The sequence below is a fragment of the Bifidobacterium pluvialisilvae genome, from assembly GCF_019331695.1.
Taxonomy (GTDB): domain Bacteria; phylum Actinomycetota; class Actinomycetes; order Actinomycetales; family Bifidobacteriaceae; genus Galliscardovia; species Galliscardovia pluvialisilvae.
Genome location: NZ_JAHBBI010000001.1, coordinates 17,156 through 42,124 on the forward strand (window position 1 = coordinate 17,156; position 24,969 = coordinate 42,124).

Here is a 24,969-nt window from a genome sequence, read left to right on the forward strand (position 1 = left end):
CATCTGCAAGGAGATCGCCGTATGGAACTGCGTGAACTCGCCGTCGAGGTCGCGAAAGTGGTCGAGGAGGCGGGACGACTCGCCTATCAGGACCAGATGAAGCCCCATGACCTGAACGTCCCCCATGACGACCGGCGTGCGAAGACCCGCTACTCGTCGGAGGTGGACGAACGTCTGGTGCGCTACTGCCATGAGCGCATCAACGCCATCGAACCGCATCCCTGCTGGGAGGAGGTGGGCAGTGACCGGAAGCCGGGCGGCCTCTATTGGTGCATCGGCCACATCGACGGCGCCATCAACTACCGGCGCAACATGCCGGAATGGACCGTCACCGTCTCCCTGTTCGAAGTGGACGGGGACGGCCGCGACGTCCCCATCCTCGGCATCGTCCACGCGCCCGCCCTCGGCGTGACCTACATGGGCGCACGCGGCAAGGGCGCCATCCGCGTCCGCACCACCGAACTGGGGGAGAAGCGGGAAAAGATCATGCCCTCCACCACGTCCACGCTCGCCGACGCCGTGGTGAGCTTCGGAATGTCGTACTTCCCCAAGGAGTCGAGGCGCGCGCTCGAGACGGCGTCGGCCATCGCCGGCCTGCCCACCGACATCAAACGCGTGGGGCCGGTCTCCATGGACCTGTGCAAGGTGGCGGACGGCACCTACGACGCCTACTTCGAACCGTCATTGCATTCCTGGGACGTGCCGGGCGTATCCGCCGGGGCGGTCGTGCTGCGCGAGGCCCAGGGACGCCTCGAACGATGGGACGGCAGCGACATCATGTGGGGCGACAGCAACGATGTCGTGGCCTCCAATGGTCCCATCATGGACGAACTGCGCCCATACCTGAGATAATGCGTTATCTTGCAAGCGGAACAGTGGGCCTACGATACGGCACGCACGCCGCGGGCATACGAACACGATACGAATCCAAGGAGCGAACACATGCCACAGGAGCAGATCTCATCACAGGACTCCGGCCGGGAACAGGCCGCCGACCAGGACAGCACGCGCAAGGAGGGCGATTTCTCGCAGCAGGCGTCCAGCCTCGACTCCCTGCTCGACGACATCGAATCCACGCTGGAGACCAACGCCGAGGAATACGTCTCCAGCTTCGTGCAGAAGGGCGGCGAGTGAGTGCCACAGCTACGCGACAGCCGTGACACGGGGGCACGGCGCGAGCACGCCGGCATGGAGCACGCCCGCGACTTCGCCCGCATCTTCGGCATCGAGACCGAATACGGCGTCGCGGTGACCGGGACGGCGAAGCCGGTGGACCCCGGGCAGGTGGCCATGACGATGTTCCGTCCCGTGGTCTCACGGTCACGGTCCACGAACACGTATCTGGTGAACGGCTCGCGGCTCTACCTCGACGTGGGCAGCCATCCCGAATACGCCACCGCCGAGGCCGTACGACCCATGGACGCGCTGGCGCAGGACCTCGCCGGCGAGCACGTGATGCGCCGACTCGCCCTCGAGGCGCAGCAGCGGCTGCGTGAAGGACGCGACGGCAACGCCCGCATCCATCTGTTCAAGAACAATGTGGACTCCGCCGGCCATTCCTTTGGATGCCACGAGAACTACCTGTTGCGCAGGCAGGTGCCGCTCAGCGCCATCGAGCACGAGCTCGTGCCGTTCCTCGTGACCCGCCAGCTGTTCACCGGAGCCGGCCGGTTCACCGCCGACCCGGCGATTCCCGACGGGTTCGAAATCTCCCAGCGCGCCGAATTCCTCGACGACGCGGTCTCCAGCTCCACCACACGGTCGCGCCCCATGGTCAACACGCGCGACGAGCCGCATGCCGATTCCGACCTGTTCCGGCGTCTGCATGTGATCGTCGGCGATTCCAACCGCTCCCAGACCGCCACATGGATGAAGATGGCGACCACGCATCTGGTGCTGTGCGTCATCGAGGAGGCGTGGCTCAACGGCGGCGTCAGCGACTTCGCCGCGATGACGCTCGCCGACCCCGGCCAGGCCATCCGCGACGTCAGCCGCGACCGCACCGGCACTGCGCGCATCGCGCTGGCCGATGGCACGACGGTGGACGCGCTCGGCATCCAACGTCGATACTACGACATCGTCGCCGCCTTCATCGACCGTCATGCGGACGATATGGACGGCATCCTGCCCGACCACGACCGGGTGATGACGCTATGGATCGAGGCGCTCGACGCCGTGGAGGCCGGACGATGGACGGACCTCGCCCCCTGGGTGGATTGGGCGGCCAAGCTCCGGCTCATCGAGGCGATGCGCCGACGCGAGCCCACGATGGCCGACGACCGCATCCGGCAGATCGACCTCGACTATCACGACATCGTCAACGGCACGGTCTTCGATCGTCTCCAGACAGGCGGGCTCATGCGGACCATGCTCGCCGACGCCCGAATCGCCGAGGCCGTGAACACGCCACCGGCCGACACCCGCGCCGCCTTGCGGGGACGGTTCGTCCGGGCGGCGCTCGCCACCGACGCGCGCTGGACCTGCGACTGGACCCATGTGACGCTGACCGACCCCGTGCGTGTCGAGGCCGAACTGCTCGACCCGTTCGATCCGACGCCGACCGACGCGTATGCGGCGGTGCTGGGCGCCCTGCGGTGACACGTCCCGCGAATCGGGAACGAATATGAAAAAGGGTCTGCGCATCATATCGGATGCGCAGACCCTTTCTACAAGTCTTTTCGCCTGCTGGCGACTGGCTGCTTACTCGGCGACGGCCTTCTTCAGCAGGGAACCGGCGGACAGCTTCACACCATAGCCGGCCGGAATCTTGATGGTCTCGCCGGTGCGCGGGTTGCGGCCGGTGCGGGCGGCGCGCTTGACACGCTCAGCGGAGAAGACACCGGTGAGCTTCAGGCCTTCGCCGGACTTCAGGGATTCGACGAGCACTTCCTGGAAGGCGTTCACAGCGGCCTCGGACTGGGCCTTGGTCAGGTTGGACTTCTGAGCAATCTTGGACACCAGGTCAGACTTGTTGTATGCCATAATGCACATTTCCTTCTATCAGTGGATTATCCCTCTTGAATCGGGAAAACCCTTGGAACACAAACGATTGTAACGTATTCGACGGGCATTTGAGACATTCTCCGGCCAAAAAGACGACGCTTTTTCGTTTCGGTGAAGATTATGTGTGGGACACGTGGAAGAATGTTGGAATCCTAAGGGAATCACAGCAATTCCCGCGAATTCATCCACTTCATCGACAATGCGCCGATCGGAATACGGAGCCAGTATGTCAGCAGACGGAACAGCATCGTCGACGACAACGCCACCGCGGAGGGGATGCCCACCGACGTGAAGCCCAGGGTCAGCGCCGCCTCTATGGCGCCGAGGCCGCCCGGCGTTGGCACCGCCGCCGCCAGCGTATTGGTCAGCACGTAGATGAACACGGTCTCCAACGGATTCGTGTACTGGCCGAACGCCATGAGCGACGCCCAGAACGCCATGCCCAGCATGGACGTCTGGAACACCCACCCCGCCGTGGCGATGAGCAGTCGTCGCGGCTGCGACAGCAGATCGACGAGCTGGCGGGCATAGGAAAGCACCACCGGCATCGCCTTGTCGAGGATGAGCCGTCTGGTATAGGGGACGATCATGACCAGGGAGATCACCGCGGCGACCAGGCCGATGACCGTGACCAACGTGTTGGTGGGAATCATGCCGGACAGTGAATCCCGTCCCGTGAACACGCCGATCACCAGCAGCAGCGACGTGATGGCCAACGCCTGGATCACGATGATCGCGCTGGTGATGGCCGTGGCCGCCGAATTGCGGTAGCCGCTCTTGCGCAGGTACTGCAGCATGACGAACGCCGGGCCGACGCCGGCGGGCATCGAGATGGTGGTGAAGCCGGACGCCGCCTGCACGGCCAGGATGCCGGATGGTCGGCAGTGGTCACGGTCCACATACACGTACAGCGCCACCGCGGAACCGACCCACGACAGCAGGCCGAACAGATAGCCGACCGCGGCCATCCACGGATTCGCGCGGGAGACGGCGCTGATGACCTCATGCATGTTGAGCTGGGTGAACACCACGACCGCCGCCACGATGACGAGGGCCAGCATGATGACCGACCGCGCGTTGAACCGGGAGAGCGTCACCTGGGGAAGGGCCTCGGTCTCCTCGGCCGGCGCCAGCGCCCCCAGTCCGTCGCGCAACTCGCGCATCGTCTGACGGGACCAGAAGTCGTCGGACTTCGTCTCCGGGGGAACCGCCACGTTCTGCACGAACGGCACCAGGGCCACAAGATTCTGGACGCCCCAGCAGCGTTCCGCGCATGCGATGACGCGGGCGATGCTGGTGCGGCAGCTCAGCGCCGTGAGCAGCTGGATCCGGTCGATGGCGATGTTGACGGAGGAACTCGCGTCGTCGCCGTTCTGCCAGCCGGCGAGCACCAGACGTCCGGAAGCGGACCGGGCGAACGACTGCGGTGTGATTGCGCGATGCGTGATGCCGCGGGCATGCGCCGCGCCGAGATACCCCATCACGTCGATGAGGTCATCGTCGTCGACATCGTCCCAGTCGACGGGCGTGTATGCGCGTTCGCCGGCGAACACGACGATCGACGATTCCCCCACCTCGGCGCGGCCATAGACCTCAGGAGTCTCCAAGCCGATGTTGCGCAGCGTCAGAAGCAGGTCGACATGATGGTGCGTGGTCGCGCTCATCGAACGGTCGGTGCGCAGGTCCACGCCGCTGGCCATGCGCAGCCACTGCCACAGCTGGGAAAGATAGCCGACGGTGCGCGTCTGCTCGTCACGCACCGATACGACGTATACGCTGCCGTCACGTGCCGTGGCCTTGTAGATGCGCGACAACGGGGCCAGGTCGTCGACCAGCGACGGCTGCTTCGCGCCGGCCGGACCATGGATGCCCTCACGACGGATCAGGCTCGACGTCTCCAGGCCGATCGACGACAGCGCCTGCACGATCTGCATGCCCCAGGCGCCCTTGTTCTGCGTGCCCATGACGAACCTGACCAGCAGACCGATGAGACGGCCGGAGGCCAGGGCCACCACGATGCCGGCGATCGGGTCGACGGAGATGGCCGCCAGCAGGACGGCCAGCGAGACGATGGTGTTCCACCCCCATTTGACGGTGCCCCGCAGACGATGCGGCCCCGCCGAGGTGAGGAACGCGGCGAGGCCCGCGAACATGTCGGGCAGGAGCGGGCCATGGCCCAGCACTCTGGTGGAATCCAGCGCGGCGACCAGCTGGTGCGGGCCGAACGCGCCGACGCCGATGCTGAGCGCCCCCGCCAGACCGTAGCCGAGGAACATGGACACGATGGACACGATGGCCTGCACCCATTCGCGGGACACCAGCAGCTGGATGAGCACCGAGACCACCACCAGCACGGTGACGATCTGCTGCAGCAGGGAGAGCGGCAGCTCGACCAGCCATCCCACGGCCGTTCCCGCATGGTGGACGTCGGACGCCACGCCGCTGGAGATGCCGGTCAGATAGACGGAGCCGAGCATGACCAGCACGACGATGGCCAGGGCGCAGGCCGCGCCCACCAGATCGGAGAAATCATGGACGCGCGTCGGAGGTACGTCGGAAACGGAGACGTCGCCCCCCGCGGCCGCATCGGATGCATCTGCGGAAGGGGCGACGTTCTCGGAACGGACGACGGGGTCGTCCGGGCGCGCGCCGTTGTCGTGGAGCGGCATCAGTCGAAATCGACGAGCCTGCCGGCGATGCCGGTGTAGGTGGCCGGGGTCAGCGAGCTCAGACGCTTCGCGGTCGCTTCGTCGAAGTCGAGCGTGGCGATGAAGTCCTCCACGTCCTGCTTGGAGATGGAGTGGCCGCGCATGAGCTCCTTGACCTTCTCGTACGGCTTGTCCATGCCTTCGCGGCCTTCGAGGGCGGCGGCGCGCATGGCGGTCTGGATCGGCTCGCCGAGCACCTCCCAGTTCTCGTCGAGCTCGCGTTGGATGACGATGTCGTTCGGATGGATGGAGTTCAGGCCGCCCAGCAGGTTGTTCAGGGCGAGCAGCGAGTAGCCGAGGGCCACGCCCACGTTGCGCTGCGTGGTGGAGTCGGTCAGGTCGCGCTGCCAGCGGCTCTCGACCAGCGTGGCGGCGAGGGTCTCCAGCAGCGAGCAGGAGATCTCGAAGTTCGCCTCGGCGTTCTCGAAGCGGATCGGGTTCACCTTGTGCGGCATGGTGGAGGAGCCGGTGGCGCCCTTGACCGGCACCTGGGCGAACACGCCGCGGGAGATGTACATCCACACGTCCACGCACAGGTTGTGCAGGATGCGGTTCACATGGCTGATCGTGGAGTAGAGCTCGGCCTGCCAGTCATGGCTTTCGATCTGCGTGGTCAGCGGGTTCCACGTCAGGCCCATGCGGTTGGTGACGAACTCGCGGGAGACGGCGATCCAGTCCACATCCGGGTAGGCGGCCAGATGCGCGCCGAACGTGCCGGTCGCGCCATTGATCTTGCCCAGATACTCCTGGGCGGCGATCTTCCGCATCTGGCGGCGCAGGCGGTACACGTACACCGCCAGCTCCTTGCCCAGCGTGGTGGGCGTGGCGGGCTGGCCGTGAGTCAGGCTCAGCATGGCCTTGTCCTTGAACGTCTCGGCCTTCTCAGCGAGGTGGTCGATGATCTTCTCGGCGGCGGGCGTCCACACGTTCTCGACGGCCTGCTTGATGCACAGCGCGTAGGAGAGGTTGTTGATGTCCTCGGAGGTGCAGGCGAAATGCACCAGCTGCTTGATGTGCGGCAGCTGCGTGTCGGCGCCGAGCGACTCCGGGGCCTTGTCGAGCTGGTCGTCGATGTAGTATTCCACGGCCTTCACGTCATGGTGGGTGATTGCCTCGTGCGCGGCCATCTGCGCGATGCCCTCGGCGCCGAAGTCCTCGGGGATGGCGCGCAGGTACGCGATCTCGGCGTCGGAGAACGGCTTCACGCCACCGACGATCGGGCCGTCGCCCATGCCGTTGGCCAGCAGGATCATCCACTCGACCTCCACGTGCAGGCGCTCGCGGTTGAGCGCCGGCTCGCTCATGTACTCGGTCAGTTCGGCGGTCTGCCTGTGGTAGCGCCCATCCAGCGGGCTCAGTGCGATTGCGGGGGAGATGTCAGTCAACTTCATGCACAACACAATACGTGAAGCCGTACCCTACCCCGCTATCGCGAGATGCGCCCCCGCCAGTAGGTCGTCTCCGTGTGCCTGCCGTCGATGACCTCCTGGAAGTGCCGTTCGTGACCCTGCTGCGCGGTCGACCCGAGCTCCTCGGCATCCTTCCACGCCGCTTTCATATAGTTCATGTCGTGGGTGAGGAACTTATGGTCGTCGGTGTTCTCCACGGCCGTGCCGTCGTCGGATCCCATGGGCTGGCTGATGCCGCGCACCGTCAGCCAGGTGGGTGAGACGGGATTCCTCGACCCGTCGAGGTTCGAGACCAGCTCGTCGTTCATCTCGATGCTCGTCACCCACGTCCTTTTCCGGTCGATCGGGTGGTTGGCGATGGGCGATCCGGCGGTGACGATGTGTTGGATGTTGTACCGGTCGCCGTAGTCCGCCGCCATGGTCGCCGCCACGATGCCGCCCTGCGAATGGCCGACGATCGCGACGGGGTCCTCCGGGGCGATGCCGGCACGGCGCATGGCCTCGTCCACCATGCGTGCGCTGTCCGCGGCTTTGCGGCGTTCCGCGTCGGAGCTCATGAGCTCCACGTTTGTCGGCCAGCTGAACGGGGAGTCGGGGTTGCCGTCGGTGCCCGGGATGGTGACCATCCATGCGGTGGAGCCGTCGTCGCGCAGGTACTTCTGGATGGCGATGGTACCGTAGTCGACCTTGTTGAGACGCATGTCATGCACGTTGCGCAGCGAATCCGCGATCGTTCGCGTCTCGCCGATGCCGTGCAGCGGACGGGCCCGCGTGACGGTGAGCTTGTCGCCGAAGATGGCGTCGTTGAGCGGGGCGCTGAACTTCGCTATCTCCTCGGCGGCCTCGTTGACCTCGTCCACGTCGACCGCGCCCTGGAGGATGGCCCGGCGGTCGGTGCCCTTGGTCATGGCGGTGCCCAGTGCGGCCAGAAGACCCTCCTGCGCCCACCAGGTGTCGGTGAGCGCATACATCGGGTTGAACCGGCCCTCCGTCAAGGACCCGTCCACGACCTCGACCACCGTATAGGCGCCGAACAGGGCTCCCGCATAGCCGGGGAGCCCCAGGGCACCGGCCTGCAGGGCCTCGTTCATCAGGCGTTCCGCGGCCCATTCCGCATTGGAATACAGCGAGTACGCGCGGATGATGTGATCCGCGAGCAGGGAGAGTTTCTCCCGGAGTGCGTTCGCCTGGTCCCCGCGCTCGTTGGCGTGCCGGTTCACCGCGGGGTAGTTCAGCGACATGTGCACGGCGGTGTCGCCGTCGGGGCCTCCGGCGACGCATGAGCCGTCGTCCATGACGTCCCCGGCCGTGGCCGAGCCGTTGAGCTTCGGGCAGAACGGCGCCTGACGCTTCTTCTGCGCCAGCTGGATGGGCGTCGCCGACCAGTCCGCGTGCAGATGCCAGACCGCTATGGATGCGTTGTTCAATGCGCTGGATACGGCGCGGAAACATTCCAGATCGGCCTTGGTGCTCGTGCCCTGCCCTCCGTATATGCGGGATTTCACATGCGCGTTCATATCAGCGCCTCCGCGCTGTCGATGAACCGGGCCGTGGCATGGGCACCCTGGTCCAAGGCATCGGCGAGTCTCATCGTCTCCCTGACCGTTCGGTGGAACCGTTCGCCGGCCTTGCCCTCCCAGGTGACCGCGGCCGCCTGCCCCAAGGCGTCGGCGGCGTCCTGCGCGATGCTGACCGTGGAAGCCGCCAATGCACGCACATGGTCCTGGGAGTCCCGGCACACATTGGCGCACGGGCAGCATGCGGAGCCGTCGGCCCGCGCGATGGCCTGCGCCAGCGGACTGTCGGTCGTCCGCTGGCGGAACGGGGAGGATGGCGTCTGCCCGAATGGGGACTGCGGCGTGGTGTTGAATTGCGTCATGCCGTGATTCAACCACGGTGCGGCGCGGCGGGGAGGGGTTTCGGGATGATGTGGACGGATGGGCCACCCTCGGCGGATGATTGTGGACGTGCGGGGGGAAGTCCACAATCATCCGCCGCCGTCACCATGGCTTGGGGTTGGTGCTCTCGTCGCCCTCGGTGGTGGTCTTCGACGTGTCGGGCACGTTCTTCATCTCGACCTTCTTGTTCTGCTCGAGCATCTTGTTGATTTTCTCGGCCTCGGAGGAGTCCGACGTTCCCTTGCCCTGCGAGCCGTTCTTCTCCGCGGTCGCGCCGGATGCCGACGATCCGCCGGACGATGCGTTTTTGGCGAGGTCGGCGTCGATCTGACGGCTGAGGCGCGCCGACTCGGCCGCATTGGCCGCGATGGTCGAACGGACGGACGGCAGCTGCAGCGCCTCGAGGCTCTGCGCGTCACGGAACTGCGCGTCGGTCTGCCGCTGGGCGGTCCTCAGCGCGTTGAGGTCGGGGGATTCCTTGGCGTATGCGGCGATGGACGCGTTGAGGCCATCCACCGCCTCGTTGTTGGTCGCCAGCGCGTTCCAGTTGACCCCCGCCACGATGGCGGCGAGAGCCAGTATCACGGCCGCCGCCAATATGGGTCCGCGCACCTTCCATGATGCGCGCGCGGTGCGTTCGGTCCGCGGGGCGTGCGATGACCGGCTCATATCAGCCTCCTTGACGTTCGTGCCCAGGCAATTGCCTCCCATGCAAGCAGAACCGTCAGCACGATGGCGAACGGCCAGACGACCGGCACGCTGTGCTCGCGCTGCTTGTAGGTGCTTGCCAGACGATACTGCGAGGAGGCCTCCCGCGCGTCCTGTTCGCCGATGACGCGGCCGGCGTCGGCATGCACGTAGCCACCGCTCATCTCGTCGGCTATGGCCTTGAGGTTCTTCTCGTCCATCATGGAGATGCCGGGCTGTTTGGTCGTCGGGTCGGTGATGAACCGCTTGGAATCCACCTTGCCGGTGTTGTCCACCTGCGGTATCCGGCCGCCGGCCGACGACCCCACGCCCACGACGAGACCGCCGTTCGCGTAGGCGCGCAGCGAGGAGAAGGTGCGGCGCACCTTGCGGCTGGTCTGCTCGCCGTCGGAGATGTAGACGACGATGATCCGGTCGTCGGGATGCTGTGCGCGCGTCGCTTTCATGGCCGGCAGCAGCGGGTCGATGGCCTTGTCGAGATTCGATCCGGACGACGACCCGGTCGGTTCCGGCTTCAGGGTCCCGGCCCAGTTGCCGATGGCGCGGGAGTCCGGCGTCAACGGCACGTCAAGCGTGCCGGAGGCGCCGAACCTGATGGCCGCGAAGCTCGCGTCCGGATAGATTTTCGTGATGTCGGACACCGCCTTCTTCGCGGCGTCCAGGCGCATGATCGCGTCCTTGGAGCCGTAGTGGGCGTCGGAGACGGCCATCGATCCGGTGACATCCACCGCGATGAACACGTCGGTGGCGTTCACCGCCTGCGTCCTCGTCACATGCACGGTGCTCGGGGTCATCATTATGATCGCCAGGACGACGGCGATCATAATCCTGCGCGCGTGGTCCGTCGTCGTCGCGTCGGAATACGGCAGGCGGCGCGAACGCACCGCCAGGCCGACGGTCACGGCCACCACGGCGACGGCGACCGCCGAGGAACCGGCCCATCCGAGGATGGGGGAGAAGGTCAGTCCGTTCATCGTCTCAGCCTTTCTGCCACGACCGTGAAGCCGAGGAACAGCACCACGGCCGCCGGCACCCAGAATTGCGGCGCATCGACGAGGTTCGACTGCGTCTTGCGTTCGCTGTCCTTGTCCCGCTGCTCCTCGATGGTCCTCACCAGCGCGTCGACCGATGAGCCACCGCCCTGCGTGAGGAATATGCCGCCATGCGATTCGATCTGCCGCTTCATGTCGGTCGTGGTGTCGTCCCCGTCCGATTCGACCGGTCCGGAGAACAGCCCGTCCACGACGATCGAGGATTTCGATGTCAGGTCCAGCGCCTTGGAGAGGGTATACGTCGGCGTGCCCGACAGGACGTTGTCCGTGGCCAATACGATTGACGCGTCACGGTTCGTCGAATTCGACGAACCGGACGACGCGTCGTCGTCGGCGGAGAATTCCGGCAGCATGGCCGCGCAGCTGATCAGGCCGTCGCCGATGAGCGACGTGACGTTCTTGCGGTTCTGCGTGCCCTCCAGCCAGTCGGAGACCTGCTGGTACTGCTTGTCGCTCATCTTGTCGATGCTGTCCTGGTTCACCACGTCCTTGAGAATGTCGTTCGCGTAGGTGAGCTGCTCCTTGACGAGGTCATAATCGTCGGTCAGGGGAAATACCGTACGGGATGTCGAATTGAAGATGCTCAGCCCGATGCGCTCGCCTTGGAAATGGCTGACCAGGTCGAGATACGTGGCGATGACCTCGCGGTCGTACGGCAGGGTCGAACCGGAGACGTCCAGACACAGGATGATGTCCCGGGTCGACGCCTCGCTCGATTCGGAGTCGATGCGCGAAGGCCGGGCGACCAGGGTGAACGCCACCAGCGCCAGACACGCCAGCAGCGCGGCCGCGGTCCGGTTGAGCCGTTTCCAGCGGCGCCACTGGTCGCTGACGTATTCGGTCCCCAGATCGTGGTCGAGGTTCCACACCGGGGCGCTGCCCTCGTCCCGCACGCTTTCGGCGACGGCCTTCCCGTCCCGGGGGCGCGAAGCATACCGGGCCAGCAACAGCAGCACCAGCACGACGATGACCGCTCCGGCCACGAGGACCCACGGCCAGCGGAACGTGTTCCATACCGTCATCGCTCACGCCACCTTTCCACAAGATTCGTCACCCAGCCCGCGGCCTCGTCCACGGTGGGTCCCGCCGTGCCGGCATGGACGACCGGCTCGGCGAATTCCGGCGGATACAGTGCTCGGATGGTCTGGCGCAGCAGGTCGACGCCCCTGCCGTCGCCGCGGGAACGCGGCAACCGGTCGAGCTCCGCCAGCGTGTGGCTCGTCACGTCACGCCCGAGCCGTGCGGAAGCGAACCGGCGCGCCAGCGCGGCCAGTTCGGCGAAGGCGTCGTCCTCGCCGAGCCGCCCTTCATGGAACCGCGTCCGGATATCGTCGACGGCCTCCAGCCACTCGCCTTTGCCGGTCTGAGGGCGATGTGCCCCCTGGCGGGGCCGGGGCCTGCGACGGGAACGCCCCAGCAGCGCCGCGGCCAGGCACAGGGCCGCGGCCAGGCATACGAGTGCGAACGTCGCGAACGCATACGGCCCGGTGTCGGACGGGGACACGGCCGTGAACGGTTCGGCGGCCATTGTCCGTATCATGGCATCCCTCCCATGGATCGCGTCGACGGCTGGCGGAATCCCCCGCGGGCCAGAATGGAGGACACCAGTCTGACGAATTCGTTGAACATCGCATCGCTCGATCCGGCGTGGATCATCGTCGTGCCGGCGCCCGCCAGCTCATGCTCCGCGGCCATCGCCTCGAACCGGCGATGCACCTCCACGCTCGACTCCACCTTTCTCGTGCGCAGGAACGCGGGGACCCGCCGTCCGCTGGAGGCGTCGACGATGCGGTCGAACCGGTCGGCCACGGAGAACGGGTTGACCACCGCGACGTTGATGGTGACCACGGGATGCGTCTGCGCCAACGTGCGCAGCATGCGCGCCCGGTCGCGGGTCCAGGCGGTCTCGTCCGTGGCCAGCACGATGAGGGAGCGCCGGTTGCGAATCTTGCCCGCATAGTCGATCAGGGCGTCGAAGTCGCGGGGCTGGGAGCATTCACGGCGCAGCAGGCCGTCGAGCACATGCTCGAACTTCGCGAAGCCGCCGTTGAACGGCACGCGGGTGATGCTGGCATGGTCCCCCAGCACGATGGACAGGTCGTCGCTGCGTCGCAGCGACAGCATGGCGAACATGCGCAGCGCATTGGCCGCCACGTCGAGCGCTCGCTCGCCGCTCGGGCATGCGCCCGTCATCTCGCGGCCCACGTCGAGCAGCAGCCACACGTTGCCGTTGCTCTCACGCTCCTTGTCGACGATCATGGGCCGTCCGGCCCTGGCGCTGGCCTTCCAGTCGATGAGCCGCGCCTCCTCGCCGGGCTCGTACGGCCGGATGTCCAGATAGTCGTATCCGGTGCCGCGCCGCGAGGAGGGATGCTCGCCCTCCAGCATCCCCAACGCCTTGATGATCGTGGGCAGGCTGAGGCGGGCCCCCAGGGACTCTATGCGGCGGCGGATCGGATCGACGGGCGTGTCCGTCGCGATCATGGTACGGGAACCGCCTCGATCATGGAATCGATCACCTGATCGGCGTTCACGCCCTCCGCCAGGGCCTCGAAGGTCAGCAGGATGCGGTGGCGGAACACCTCATGCGCGAACGTCTTGACGTCCTCCGGAATCACATAGTCGCGGCCGGACATCAGCGCCTGTGCCTGGCCGATGCGCACCAGGGCGATCGAGGCGCGCGGGCTGGCGCCCAGACGCACCAGGTTCGAAAGCCCCTTGATCGGGCGCGGGCCTCCGCCGCGGCTCGTCTGCGCAAGCTCCACCGCGTACTTCATGATCGGCTGGGAGACATGCACCCTGCGGGCGCAGGAGCGCAGGAATTCCACGTCGGCGATGCTGACCGCCGTCGGGCTGATCATGGCGTCCTGCTGGTCGGTGCCGCGGCGGGTCAGCAGGTCGAGCATGGAGATCTCGTCGGCCTCGTTCGGATAGGTCATCACCGTCTTCATGTAGAAGCGGTCCATCTGCGCCTCGGGAAGGTTGTACGTGCCCTCCTCCTCGATGGGGTTCTGGGTGGCGATCACCATGAACGGGCGCGGCAGGCGGATGCGCTCGCCGCCGATGGTGGTGGCGCCTTCGGCCATGGCCTCGAGCATGGCGGACTGGGTCTTCGCCGAGGAGCGGTTGATCTCGTCGAGCAGGACGAAGTTCGCGTGGATCGGGCCGATCTGCGTGGTCATCTTCTGCGTGGCGAAATCGAAGATCTGCGTGCCCACCAGATCGGACGGCATGAGGTCGGGCGTGCACTGGATGCGTTTGAACGATCCGGATACCGAGGTGGCGAGAATCTGCGCGGCGGTGGTCTTCGCCAGACCGGGCACGGATTCGATGAGGATGTGGCCGCCGGCCACCAGCGTCACTATCAGGGATTCACGCAGTTGCTCCTGGGCGACCAGCCCCTGGGCGAAGTGCTGCCGGATGCGGTTGGTCAGGTCGCGCACGCGTTCGAGCTCGTCGCGGGAGACCGCGCTGGAGGACGGGGAAACCGCAGGGGCCGGTGCTGCTGCCGGCTGCTGCGAGGGTCGGGATGGGAATAAAGCCATGCCAACCACTGTAACGTGCCGGTTGACTTTTCCTGGATGTTCGCCCTCGGCGCGGCAGGGTGCGCTCAGGCCGCGGGCAGCGACCAATCCACCGGCTCGGCCCCCATGGCGGCCAGCGCCGCGTTCGCACGGGAGAACGGCTTCGAGCCGAAGAACCCGTACCGGGCCGACATCGGGCTCGGATGCGGGGACTTGATGATCGTCGCATGGTGCAGCAGCGGCTCGAGCGTCTGCGCCTGACGGCCCCACAGGATGGCGACCAGCGGCTTGGGATCGCCTTTGGCGTCCGTGCGCGCGTCGAGGGCGGCGATGGCCGCGTCCGTCACCTGCTCCCATCCCTTGCCGCGATGGCTGGCCGGCCTGCCCACCTGGACGGTCAGGCACCTGTTGAGCAGCATCACACCGCGCTCCGTCCACGGCGTCAGGTCGCCGTTCGCCGGCTGCGGCACATGCATGTCGTCCATCAGCTCGGTGTAGATGTTGCGAAGGCTTCCGGGCAGGGGGCTGACCTGCGGCGCCACCGAGAAGCTCAGTCCCACGGGATGGCCCGGGGTGGGGTAGGGGTCCTGCCCCACGATGAGCACCTTGATGGAATCGAACGGTATGGTGAAGGCCCTCAGGATGTTGCGGCTCGCCGGAAGATACCGTCGCCCCTGGGCGAGCTCGCCGCGCAGGAAGTCCCCCATGGCGTGGACCTGCGGCTCCACGTCCTTCAGCGCCGTGGCCCAGCCGGCCTCGACCAGTTCGTCAAGATTTTTGATGGTCATGCGCACCACTGTAGGCGGGCAGATGTACGACCGCGGGGCTCCGAGGCGTCCGTAGGGAGCCCATGGGCTACCATGATTCGTGGTTGAGTACAGCAAGTGAGGAGCCGTCATGTCCGAAAAGCAGCACGCCGCCTATCCGGCAGATGAATTCGACAACCCGCCGCAGGGGCCGGTCGGACTGCATCGCGGGCCCCGCGGCTTCGGCGCCCGCGCCCTGCCGTATATCGTCGTGTTGGCCGTCGCCGCGCTGATCGCCGTCGGCGTGTACCTCTGGGCCTCCGCCGGCTCCGGTTCGTCGGCGTCCGAGGCCTCGGCGACGTCCTCCTCCTCGGCCGCGGCATCGACCGACAAGACGGCCTCGTCCGCCCCGGCCTCGGCTACGGCGACGAAATCCGCCACGGCCTCGTCCACGCCGGCGCGGACGGCTTCCGCCACCCCCAGCCGGACCGCCACGCAGTCGGCCACCCCGAGCCGGTCGGCCACCGAGACGACCGCCCCGGTGAACAAGTCCGCGTCCATCACCGTCTACAACGGCACGCGCCGCACGGGTCTGGCCTCCACGAACGCCACGACGCTGCGCAACGCCGGTTATTCCGCCGTGAGCGCGAGGAATCCGGGGAGCCGCACCACGCTGCCGTCGGTGAGCACCGTCTGGTATCGTTCCTCGGCCGACGCCGGGACCGCGAAGGACGTCGCCGCCCAGCTCGGCATCTCCCAGGTGGTGCAGGTCAGCGGTCTTGGCACGGACGTCGCCGTGGTCCTCATGCAGTAGCGGTTCACGACGGACGTTCCGCCGGGAGGGGCCAAAACGATTGACACCCGTCCCGGCGGCATGATTCGTCCCGTCATCACCGTCCCGATTGTTGAATAACGGCGAAGAGGCCTTAGAATGGGTAGCTAGCGCGCGGCGAAGTGCGCGACCGTCGAACTCCATGATGTGCGGTTTTTGTCATGCGTGGGGCGGTGTTTGTACAGCTACTAAAGGGAAGTTGTTATGGCAACGGGTACGGTAAAGTTCTTCAACGCGACCAAGGGGTATGGTTTCATCACTCCCGAGGATGGCGGCGAAGATGTTTTCGTTCATTATTCGGCAATCAACGCTCAAGGGTATCGAACCCTGGATGAGGGGGACAAGGTCGAATATGAGGCCGAGAAGGGACCGAAGGGGATGCAGGCCACCAAGGTGACCAAGCTCTGAGGGATTTTCTCCTGTCGGGCTCCGACGCGCGGTGTGGTGTGAGGCGCGTCGGAGCCCTTTTTCATGCCCGGGTCCCCGGCGCTCCCATGGATGTTCCGGCGTATGCCCACGACGAACATTTGGCACTCTCGGCCCGAGAGTGCTAATCTCACTGTTAGCACTCGAAGCGTGAGAGTGATAACGCCGGCAGCTGACGGCCGTGCGTGGGCGATCCGTGGACGGTGATTACGTAATACAAGCCATTTGGAGGAAATGACAACCATGGCAAAGATCATTGCTTACGACGAGGAAGCTCGCCAGGGAATGCTCGCCGGCCTCGACAAGCTGGCCAACACCGTGAAGGTCACGCTGGGACCGAAGGGCCGTAACGTCGTGCTCGACAAGACCTACGGCGCCCCGACCATCACCAACGACGGCGTCTCCATCGCCAAGGAGATCGAGCTTGACGACCCGTTCGAGCGCATCGGCGCCGAACTGGTCAAGGAAGTCGCCAAGAAGACCGACGACGTCGCCGGTGACGGCACCACCACCGCTACGGTGCTTGCCCAGTCCGTCGTCCACGAGGGTCTGAAGAACGTCGTCGCGGGCTCCAACCCGATCGCCCTGCGCCGCGGCATCGAGAAGGCCACCGACGCCATCGTCAAGGAACTGGTCGCCGCCGCCAAGGACGTCGAGACCAAGGACCAGATCGCCGCCACCGCCACGATTTCCGCCGCCGACCCCGAAGTCGGCGAGAAGATCGCCGAGGCTCTGGACAAGGTCGGCCAGGACGGCGTCGTGACCGTCGAGGACAACAACCGCTTCGGCCTCGACCTCGAGTTCACCGAGGGCATGCGTTTCGACAAGGGCTACATCGCCCCGTACTTCGTCACCAATGCCGACGACCAGACCGCCGTCCTGGAGAACCCGTACATCCTGCTTACCTCCGGCAAGGTGTCCAGCCAGCAGGACGTCATCCACATCGCCGACCTCGTCATGAAGTCCGGCAAGCCGCTGCTGATCATCGCCGAGGACGTTGACGGCGAGGCCCTGCCGACCCTGATTCTCAACAAGATTCGTGGCACCTTCAACTCCTGCGCCGTCAAGGCCCCCGGCTTCGGCGATCGCCGCAAGGCCATGCTGCAGGATATGGCCATTCTGACCGGCGCCCAGGTCGTCTCCGAGGAGCTGGGCCTCAAGCTCGACTCCATCGACGCCACCGTGCTCGGCTCGGCCGCCAAGGTCATCGTCTCCAAGGACGAGACCACCATCGTGTCCGGTGCCGGTTCCAAGGAGGACGTGGCCGCCCGCGTCGCCCAGATCCGTGCCGAGATCGAGGCCACCGACTCCGACTACGACCGCGAGAAGCTGCAGGAGCGTCTCGCCAAGCTGGCCGGCGGCGTGGCCGTCATCAAGGTCGGCGCCGCCACCGAGGTCGAGGCCAAGGAGCGCAAGCACCGCATCGAGGATGCCGTGCGCAACGCCAAGGCCGCCATCGAGGAAGGCCTGCTGCCCGGCGGTGGCGTGGCCCTCATCCAGGCCGCTGCCAAGGCCCAGGGCGACGTCAAGCTCGAAGGCGACGAGGCCACCGGTGCCGCCATCGTCTTCCGCGCCGTCGAGGCCCCGATCAAGCAGATCGCCGAGAACTCCGGCCTGTCCGGTGACGTGGTGATCGACAAGGTCCGTTCGCTGCCTGACGGCGAGGGTCTGAACGCCGCCACCAACACCTACGAGGACCTGCTGGCCGCCGGCGTCGCCGACCCGGTCAAGGTGACCCGTTCCGCACTGCAGAACGCCGCCTCCATCGCCGGGCTGTTCCTGACCACCGAGGCTGTTGTGGCCAACAAGCCGGAGCCGCCGGCCCCGGCCGCCCCGCAGGGTGCCGACATGGGCTACTGATCGGCGCACGCCGATAGGGTAGTGCCTTCGCCTGGCCGCGATGTGCCGGTATGACATGTCGCCCATGCGATGCAACACCCATGTGGTTGTGATTACTCGTCTGTAATCGGCGAAAGGGCTCCGACCCGTTGAGGTCGGAGCCCTTTTCGCGTTCGTGCTGGTCCTGAATCTTCGTAGTGACGGTGAGTCCCCGAACCCGGACCGTCCCGCGTTAGGAAGCGAAGAGACGCGACGCCTGGGCCTCGGCGTCGGAGTAGACGACCGACGCCTGTGCCAGCGCGTTCTGGATGGACTCCAACGACGCCTCCATCTGCTGCTGGGCGGCGCGCCATTGCGCGGCCACCGACGAGAACTGCGTCGAGGCGCCTCCCTTCCATACGCTCTGCAGTTGATTGAGATTCGCGTACATGCCGTTCACGGCCTCGCGAATCTGGCTCACCGACGCGGACACCGCCGCGCTTGAGGACTGGATCTGTTCCGAATCGACCTGGTATTGGGGCATGAGGGTTTCCTTTCGCTATCAGGGTGTTTCACGGCCCATGCATTCGATTTGCGAAGCAGAGCCGTTACAGTTGACAGTATGAAAATCAAGCAGATGACAGCAATCCGTACAGGGAATGTGGACGAACGGACCACCCGCGGAGGGGGAATGGGGATAACCTTCGGCGTCCGTGCGGCGATGTGGATGGCCATGGCGGCGGTCGTCGCCGTCATGCTGGTGCTGACGGTGGCGGCGCCCGCCGCACTGGCCGCGGGCGAAAGCGCCACGCCGAGCCAGCAGGGCACCGGGTCATCGGACGTCGGCGTAACGGTGACCAACAACATCACCGACACGGAGAACCTTCTGGGGGACAACCTCGGCAAGGTGTCCGACGCGTTGAGCGCCACCAAGAAGGAGACCGGCGTCACCGTCAGACTGCTGTACCTGCCGAAGTTCTCCGAGGGCCAGGACCCCGACCAGTGGGCGGCCGGCCTGCTGAAGGACTCCAATCCGGCGCCCAACACCGTCATGCTCGCGGTGGCTTCGGAAGACGGCAACCTGGTGGTGGTCGTGTCGTCCAACTCCGATGAATGGCTCAAGAAGCAGGACACCGTCGACGCGCTCTCGCAGGCGGCGTTGAACCCGCTGACCAAGGGGGACACCCCGGATTGGTCCGGCTCGGCGATAGCGCTGACGGACCAGATCAAGACGCTGCACGAGGCGTCGTCCACGTCGAAGTTCAGCGGCGTCGGCATCATCGTCTTCATCGTGGCCCTGGCCATCCTCGTCGTCGCCGCCGTCGTGTTCGTCATCCTGCACCGGCGCGGCAAATCCCACGCCGACCGGCAGCTCGCCCGCCGCGAGCGCCGTCGTTCCGGGCGCCGCCCCCGCGCCGGGGACGACGATCCGGACGCAGCCGCCACGACGGCCGCCCCCGCGCCTGCATCCGGCGGCCGACATGCCACGCCGACGGTGGCGGCGTCGCAGACGTCCTCCAATGATTCAGCGGATATTCAGGAAACATCCAGTGCGGAGGGTCATGCTTAGAACCATGAGCAAATCCATAGAAGCATCGATTGTCGTCGTCGACGACGAGCCGTCCATCCGTGAGCTGCTGGTCGCCTCGCTGCATTTCTCCGGATTCGAGGTGAACACCGCCGCCTCGGGGTCCGAGGCCATCGAGGTCATCGAGAAAACCGACCCCGACCTCATCGTGCTTGATGTCATGCTCCCCGACATCGATGGGTTCACCGTCACCAGGCGCATCCGCCAGGAGGGCATCGACGCGCCGGTGCTGTTCCTTACCGCGCGCGACGACACCCAGGACAAGGTCATGGGGCTCACCGTCGGCGGCGACGACTACGTCACCAAGCCGTTCAGCCTCGAGGAGGTCGTCGCGAGGATCCGCGCCATCCTCCGCCGCACGCGCGAACAGGCCGAGGACGATCCCATCATCCGGGTCGCCGACCTCGAGATCAACGAGGACTCCCACGACGTGACCCGACATGGCCAGGTCGTGGAGCTCAGCCCCACCGAATACAAGCTGCTGCGTTATCTCATGGACAACGAGGGGCGCGTGCTCTCCAAGGCGCAGATCCTCGACCACGTGTGGCAGTACGACTGGGGCGGCGACGCCGCCATCGTGGAATCCTACATCTCGTATCTGCGCAAGAAGGTGGACGGCGTCACCTACACGGACGAGGATGGCGAGACCCGCAAGGTCGACCCGCTCATCCAGACCAAGCGTGGCATCGGCTACATGATCCGCGCGCCCAAGTCCGCCCCGGGAGCCTGATCCGTGGGCGTCGCATTCAAGGTCGGCAGGGCGAAGGGCGAGGTGAGGATCAAACCGAAGCCGGCGAAGCCACGCAACGAGAACCCGCTGCTGCGGCGCATCGACGCGGTGTCGCTGTCCACCAAGCTGGTGTCCATCATCCTCGTGCTGCTGCTCGTCAGCGGCGGCATCATCGCGTTCGCCGTCCGCCAGCTCGTCAGCGCCTACATCATCGACAAGACCGACACCCAGCTGCAGCGCCAGTCGGAGCTGGTCCTCAACAATATCGGCGACCTGCAGAAAACCGACAACACCGGCACTCTGGGACTCATCGACTACTACGTGCAGATCCGCGACTCGAACTACAACGTCACGTCGACGCCGCTGGTCCCCAAACTCGCCGACAACGTGATCTCCGAGCCCAAGCTCCCCTTATCCGGCAGCCTCGATGGCATTCAGTTCGGCAAGCCGTTCACCACCGACGCGCGCGTCCAGCTGGCCGGCGGCTCCGCCAGCCGGTCCTCGCTGCAGATGGCCATGGCCCCATGGCGCGTCATCGCCGTCGAATGGACCATGCGCGCCACCTCCACCACACCTGCGGCCCATGGCATGGCCTTCATCGCGCTCTCCCTGCACGACATGGAGGACACGCTCGCCATCATCACCAAATACTTCCTCGTCGTCGGCATAGCCATCATCGTGTTCGCCACCGTCATGGCCACCCTGGCCATCGACCGGACGCTCATGCCGCTCAAACGCATCGAGAAGACGGCGGCCAAAATAGCCAACGGCGACCTGTCGCAGCGCGTGCCGCAATCCCCGGAGAACACCGAGGTCGGCTCCCTTTCGGCATCCCTCAACCAGATGCTGTCACGAATAGAGCAGAGCTTCCGCGAGCAGCAGGAGACCACCGAGAAGATGAAGCAGTTCGTCTCCGACGCCAGCCATGAGCTGCGTACGCCGCTGGCCGCCATCCACGGCTACGCCGAACTCTACAAGATGCAGCGCGACTATCCCGGCGCCCTCGAAAGGGCGGACGAATCCATCGACCACATCGAGAAATCCAGCACCCGCATGGCCGCGCTCGTCGAGGACCTGCTGTCGCTGGCCCGCATGGACGAAGGCCGCGGCGTCAACATCAACCAGAAGGCCAAACTGCACAACATCCTCTCGGAATCCGCCGAGGACCTTCACGCCCTCGACCCCGAGCGCACGATTCGGCTCGGCGGCATCGCGCTCGCCGGCGGGGACGTCCCGCTCGCCCCGGCCCCGGGGCAGCCGGCCATCCCCGCGCACCTGTCGTTCGTGCCGGGCAAGCTCTCCGATGTCACCCTGCAGGGGGACCCCGCCCGCCTGCGTCAGGTCGTGACGAATATCGTGGGCAACATCCACCGGTACACGCCCGCCGAATCCCCCGTGGAGATGGGCATCTCCGTCATCCCCGCGTCGCTGCCCGCCATCGACCTCGGCAAGATGCCGTCCACCGACAACTCGCTCGACCAGTTCATCCAGGCCGCCCAGGTGGCCGCCTCCACCGGCGCCGGACGACGCTTCGCCGTCGCCCAGGTCATCGACCACGGTCCGGGCATGCCCGCGAAGGCCCGGCAGAAGGTCTTCGAACGCTTCTACACCGCCGACCCCTCGCGCGCCCGAGAAAAGGGAGGCACCGGCCTCGGCATGTCCATCGCCCAGTCCGCCATCAAGGCCCATCATGGCCTGATCTGCGCCTCGGAAACCTTCGGCGGGGGTCTGACCTTCACCGTGATCATCCCCATGCCCGAACACGACGACCCGAATGCCGCGCCATCCGAGAGCGTAACCCCGACGAAGGCGTAAGCTATAATAATCATTTGGCTTCGGTGGCCGTCATGCGCAGGCAAGCATGGGCGCCACGGATGGATAGAGCAAGTATGCGACTTGGATTAGTTGGATCAGTGAGGTGTGGAAAGAATGCCCAGCGGAAAGATTCGTTGGTTTGACGCGAAAAAAGGCTACGGCTTCATCACGAGCGACGACGGCAGGGATGTGTTCCTGCCGTCCGCCGCGCTGCCGTCCGGCGTCACTACCCTGCGTAAGGGCGCCAAGGTCGAGTTCTCGGTGATCGACGGCCGCAAGGGTCCGCAGGCCATGGGCGTGACCGTGGCGGCCGCGCTGCCGTCCATGGTCAAGGCCTCCCGTCCGAAGCCGGACGACATGGCCGCCATCGTGGAGGACCTCATCAAGCTGCTCGACTCGGCCGGCGGCACGTTGCGCCGCCACCGCTACCCCTCGGCGTCCGAGTCCAAGAAGCTCGCCACCCTGCTGCGCGCCGTCGCCGACAACTTCGACGTCCAGGACTGATACGAATACCGTGACCGAACACACGATTGAAGGTGCAGCGATGACCGCAACCACTCCGGACCCCCAATCCATCGCGCAGGCGGTGGCCTATGAGGTGGCGGACGAGGAATCGCAGGTAGGCGAGTTCCTCGGCCGCCATGAGCTCGAGGACAATGTCAGCGACTTCCGCTTCGCCGCGAACATCCCCGGATACGAGGACTGGCAGTGGTCGATAACGCTTTACCATGACGAGGACCGCGGCCTGTGGACGGTGAACGAGTCGTCGCTGGTCCCCGGCGAGAACTCGCTGATGCCTCCCAAATGGATTCCCTGGAAGGACCGTCTGCTGCCCACCGATCTCGCCGTGACCGACACCCTCGGCACGGAGAAGGACGATCCGCGTCTGGAGGACGGTCTGGACGAACACCGACTCGAGGCCGACATCGCCGAGGCCGAGGCCGGCGACGCCTCGCCGGTGGATGCCGATGCGTCGGAGCCGGTGGCGGAGGATGCCGCATCCGTGGAGGATGCCGACGGGGAGGAGAAGCCCGCCGGGGACGCCGCCGCGGATGCGGCCGCCCGCAAGGACGTCGTTCGCGACGAACTGGAGCAGACCGCCGGCATCGCCAGGGAGTTCGAGCTCTCGCGGCGTCGCGTGCTCACCCCCTTGGGTCGTGCCCAGGCGGCGCAGCGCTGGTATTCCGGCCCGCACGGGCCCAAATCGCTCTCCACCAAGACGGCCGACGGCATGCCATGCGAGACGTGCGGGTTCTTCGTGCCGTTGAAGGGGGAACTGAATCTGCTGTTCGGCGTCTGTGCCAACAAGTGGAGCCCGGACGACGGGCGTGTGGTCTCTCGGGACCACGGTTGCGGCGAGCATTCGGAGATCGAGCCGCCGGAGCCCAGCAGCCTGTGGATTCAGTCCAAGCCGGCCTTCGACGACCTGCACATCGACATCGTGAGGCAGGCCCCGCGCGAGGAGCGCGGCGAGGTCGAGGCCATGGAGTCGGCCGAGGAGCCGCGATTCGACGGCGCCGGCCATTACCTCGGCGTCCAGGTCGGCAATGTCGTCCTCTTCCGTTCCCAGATGCCCGAACAGGGCAGGTGAGCGGATACGTTCGCATGAACAAGGCCGGTTTCCATGGCCATCCATGGAAACCGGCCTTCATATTCCGGCTGGGCATGCCGTCTCAGTGCACCACGGTCACCGTGCATTCGGCGTCGTTGAGCACCTGCGAGGAGACCGAACCGAGGAAATGCGCGTCAAGGCCGGAAAGGCCGCGCGTACCTACGACAATCTGATACGCGTACCGGGAGGCGCTGACCAGACCCTTGCCGGCTGAGATATGGAATGCGTTCGCATGCACCTCGACGTCGTCGGGAATGCACGCTTCGGCGACGGTATCGCGGAGAACCCCCTCCGCATGGCGCTGCCCCTCCGCTACCGACGGCACCGTCGTCTCGAATCCGGGCAGCTTGCCCAGATCCCGCATCTGCCAGCAGAACAGCACATGCAGCGGACGACGATTGACAATTGCCTCATGCACCGCGAACCGCAGGGCGCGTTGCGCCCCCTTCGACCCGTCGATGCCGACGACGATGGGACGGCGATGCCCGTTGCGCCCGTCGTCGGATGTGTCTGGATCGAGCACGCGCGCGATGTCGCTCTGCACCGACTCCGCCGAATCCGCCTCGCCCGCACGGACCGCGGTGACCGGCACCTTCGCCTCCTCGGCCAGCGAGGACGACAGCGAGCCGAGGAACCAGCGGGCCACACGTCCGAGCGACCTGCGTCCGACCACAATCTGCTGGGCGTGCGAGCCGATCTGCAGCAGCGCGGCCGAACCGGACGCCTTGACCGACGTCAGCTTCAGATTCTCCGGATTGAAGTCGATGCCCTCGGACGCCTCGTCCACCCAGGAGCGCAGCGTCTCACGAATCTCGTTGCGCACCTGCCGCCACGCCTCGTCGGAATCCGGCTCGGCGTCGATGTCCCACGAATGCGTCCATCCGAACACGGCGTTGACGTTCTGGCCGGTCCTTCCCGCCTCGTTCAACGCCCACTTCAACGCGGCGAACGATTCCGTGGAACCATCGACGCCGACGACGATATCGCGGAGCGGACGGTCGCCATCGACGTCCGTCGGATTCGCATTCCCACCGGTCTGAACATGTTCAGCCGTCATGACACACCTCCTGATGGTCGTTCTGGTTACAGCATAGCCGACC

25 protein-coding genes are annotated in these 24,969 nt (G+C 66.0%); 11 read left to right on the top strand and 14 right to left on the bottom strand.

What is annotated here, in order from left to right; translation table 11 throughout:
* The first annotated feature begins 21 nt into the window (after positions 1 to 21).
* From KIH77_RS00075 to pafA, 3 genes are all read left to right on the top strand, one after another.
* Complete coding sequence (locus KIH77_RS00075; RefSeq protein ID WP_219098959.1) at positions 22 to 852, top strand: inositol monophosphatase family protein; 831 nt, start codon at positions 22 to 24, stop codon at positions 850 to 852.
* Positions 853 to 942: 90 nt separating this feature from the next.
* Positions 943 to 1,134: a ubiquitin-like protein Pup gene (locus KIH77_RS00080; RefSeq protein WP_219098960.1), complete on the top strand. Its 192-nt coding sequence runs from the start codon at positions 943 to 945 to the stop codon at positions 1,132 to 1,134.
* Positions 1,135 to 2,598: a Pup--protein ligase gene (pafA, locus tag KIH77_RS00085; RefSeq protein WP_372445332.1), complete on the top strand. Its 1,464-nt coding sequence runs from the start codon at positions 1,135 to 1,137 to the stop codon at positions 2,596 to 2,598.
* Positions 2,599 to 2,700: 102 nt separating this feature from the next.
* On the opposite strand, the gene KIH77_RS00090 is transcribed toward pafA, so the two are convergent.
* From KIH77_RS00090 to KIH77_RS00145, 12 genes are all read right to left on the bottom strand, one after another.
* A complete protein-coding gene (locus KIH77_RS00090) occupies positions 2,701 to 2,982 on the bottom strand; it encodes an HU family DNA-binding protein (protein WP_093959424.1) in 282 nt (93 codons plus the stop codon).
* 182 nt (positions 2,983 to 3,164) lie between these two features.
* On the bottom strand, positions 3,165 to 5,672 hold the full coding sequence (locus KIH77_RS00095) for a lysylphosphatidylglycerol synthase transmembrane domain-containing protein (protein WP_219098961.1): 2,508 nt from the start codon (positions 5,670 to 5,672) through the stop codon (positions 3,165 to 3,167).
* Positions 5,672 to 7,102 (bottom strand): adenylosuccinate lyase, encoded by a 1,431-nt coding sequence (purB, locus tag KIH77_RS00100; protein ID WP_219098963.1) that lies wholly within the window; start codon positions 7,100 to 7,102, stop codon positions 5,672 to 5,674. Before purB ends, KIH77_RS00095 begins: the two co-directional genes overlap by 1 nt.
* A gap of 35 nt (positions 7,103 to 7,137) precedes the next feature.
* On the bottom strand, positions 7,138 to 8,637 hold the full coding sequence (locus KIH77_RS00105; protein WP_219098965.1) for an esterase/lipase family protein: 1,500 nt from the start codon (positions 8,635 to 8,637) through the stop codon (positions 7,138 to 7,140).
* The gene (locus tag KIH77_RS00110) at positions 8,634 to 8,999 is read right to left on the bottom strand and encodes a hypothetical protein (RefSeq protein WP_219098967.1); all 366 of its coding nucleotides are present in this window, start codon (positions 8,997 to 8,999) and stop codon (positions 8,634 to 8,636) included. Before KIH77_RS00110 ends, KIH77_RS00105 begins: the two co-directional genes overlap by 4 nt.
* A 121-nt stretch (positions 9,000 to 9,120) precedes the next feature.
* Positions 9,121 to 9,687, bottom strand: coding sequence for a DUF6466 family protein (locus tag KIH77_RS00115; RefSeq protein ID WP_219098970.1), 567 nt, complete (start codon positions 9,685 to 9,687; stop codon positions 9,121 to 9,123).
* Positions 9,684 to 10,700, bottom strand: a complete 1,017-nt coding sequence (locus KIH77_RS00120) for a vWA domain-containing protein (protein WP_219098972.1) — start codon at positions 10,698 to 10,700, stop codon at positions 9,684 to 9,686. The genes KIH77_RS00115 and KIH77_RS00120 overlap by 4 nt, the downstream gene beginning before the upstream one ends.
* Positions 10,697 to 11,800, bottom strand: a complete 1,104-nt coding sequence (locus tag KIH77_RS00125) for a vWA domain-containing protein (protein ID WP_219098974.1) — start codon at positions 11,798 to 11,800, stop codon at positions 10,697 to 10,699. Before KIH77_RS00125 ends, KIH77_RS00120 begins: the two co-directional genes overlap by 4 nt.
* Positions 11,797 to 12,306: a hypothetical protein gene (locus KIH77_RS00130; protein ID WP_219098976.1), complete on the bottom strand. Its 510-nt coding sequence runs from the start codon at positions 12,304 to 12,306 to the stop codon at positions 11,797 to 11,799. The genes KIH77_RS00125 and KIH77_RS00130 overlap by 4 nt, the downstream gene beginning before the upstream one ends.
* 8 nt (positions 12,307 to 12,314) lie before the next feature.
* The gene (locus KIH77_RS00135) at positions 12,315 to 13,262 is read right to left on the bottom strand and encodes a DUF58 domain-containing protein (RefSeq protein ID WP_219098978.1); all 948 of its coding nucleotides are present in this window, start codon (positions 13,260 to 13,262) and stop codon (positions 12,315 to 12,317) included.
* The gene (locus KIH77_RS00140; protein ID WP_219098979.1) at positions 13,259 to 14,323 is read right to left on the bottom strand and encodes an AAA family ATPase; all 1,065 of its coding nucleotides are present in this window, start codon (positions 14,321 to 14,323) and stop codon (positions 13,259 to 13,261) included. Before KIH77_RS00140 ends, KIH77_RS00135 begins: the two co-directional genes overlap by 4 nt.
* A gap of 65 nt (positions 14,324 to 14,388) precedes the next feature.
* On the bottom strand, positions 14,389 to 15,090 hold the full coding sequence (locus KIH77_RS00145) for a uracil-DNA glycosylase (protein ID WP_219098981.1): 702 nt from the start codon (positions 15,088 to 15,090) through the stop codon (positions 14,389 to 14,391).
* 109 nt (positions 15,091 to 15,199) lie between these two features.
* Between KIH77_RS00145 and KIH77_RS00150 the strand changes: the two genes are divergently transcribed.
* The 3 genes from KIH77_RS00150 to groL all read left to right on the top strand — a co-directional run bounded on the left by KIH77_RS00150 (position 15,200) and on the right by groL (position 18,166).
* Complete coding sequence (locus KIH77_RS00150; protein WP_219098983.1) at positions 15,200 to 15,862, top strand: LytR C-terminal domain-containing protein; 663 nt, start codon at positions 15,200 to 15,202, stop codon at positions 15,860 to 15,862.
* A gap of 222 nt (positions 15,863 to 16,084) precedes the next feature.
* A complete protein-coding gene (locus tag KIH77_RS00155; protein ID WP_219098985.1) occupies positions 16,085 to 16,288 on the top strand; it encodes a cold-shock protein in 204 nt (67 codons plus the stop codon).
* 261 nt (positions 16,289 to 16,549) lie between these two features.
* On the top strand, positions 16,550 to 18,166 hold the full coding sequence (gene groL / locus KIH77_RS00160) for a chaperonin GroEL (protein WP_219098987.1): 1,617 nt from the start codon (positions 16,550 to 16,552) through the stop codon (positions 18,164 to 18,166).
* 211 nt (positions 18,167 to 18,377) lie between these two features.
* On the opposite strand, the gene KIH77_RS00165 is transcribed toward groL, so the two are convergent.
* The gene (locus KIH77_RS00165; RefSeq protein WP_219098989.1) at positions 18,378 to 18,668 is read right to left on the bottom strand and encodes a WXG100 family type VII secretion target; all 291 of its coding nucleotides are present in this window, start codon (positions 18,666 to 18,668) and stop codon (positions 18,378 to 18,380) included.
* Positions 18,669 to 18,746: 78 nt separating this feature from the next.
* Between KIH77_RS00165 and KIH77_RS00170 the strand changes: the two genes are divergently transcribed.
* From KIH77_RS00170 to KIH77_RS00190, 5 genes are all read left to right on the top strand, one after another.
* Positions 18,747 to 19,694 (top strand): TPM domain-containing protein, encoded by a 948-nt coding sequence (locus KIH77_RS00170; protein ID WP_219098991.1) that lies wholly within the window; start codon positions 18,747 to 18,749, stop codon positions 19,692 to 19,694.
* Between the two features lie 4 nt (positions 19,695 to 19,698).
* Positions 19,699 to 20,442 (top strand): response regulator transcription factor, encoded by a 744-nt coding sequence (locus tag KIH77_RS00175; RefSeq protein ID WP_219098992.1) that lies wholly within the window; start codon positions 19,699 to 19,701, stop codon positions 20,440 to 20,442.
* Positions 20,443 to 20,445: 3 nt separating this feature from the next.
* Positions 20,446 to 22,257 carry a HAMP domain-containing sensor histidine kinase gene (locus KIH77_RS10580; protein WP_219098994.1) on the top strand — a complete coding sequence of 604 codons (1,812 nt, stop codon included), beginning with the start codon at positions 20,446 to 20,448 and terminating at the stop codon, positions 22,255 to 22,257.
* Between the two features lie 114 nt (positions 22,258 to 22,371).
* Positions 22,372 to 22,761 (top strand): cold-shock protein, encoded by a 390-nt coding sequence (locus tag KIH77_RS00185; RefSeq protein ID WP_219098995.1) that lies wholly within the window; start codon positions 22,372 to 22,374, stop codon positions 22,759 to 22,761.
* 40 nt (positions 22,762 to 22,801) lie between these two features.
* A complete protein-coding gene (locus KIH77_RS00190) occupies positions 22,802 to 23,848 on the top strand; it encodes a DUF3027 domain-containing protein (RefSeq protein ID WP_219098997.1) in 1,047 nt (348 codons plus the stop codon).
* 82 nt (positions 23,849 to 23,930) lie between these two features.
* On the opposite strand, the gene KIH77_RS00195 is transcribed toward KIH77_RS00190, so the two are convergent.
* Positions 23,931 to 24,926, bottom strand: coding sequence for a universal stress protein (locus KIH77_RS00195; protein ID WP_219098999.1), 996 nt, complete (start codon positions 24,924 to 24,926; stop codon positions 23,931 to 23,933).
* Between the last annotated feature and the right edge of the window lie 43 nt (positions 24,927 to 24,969).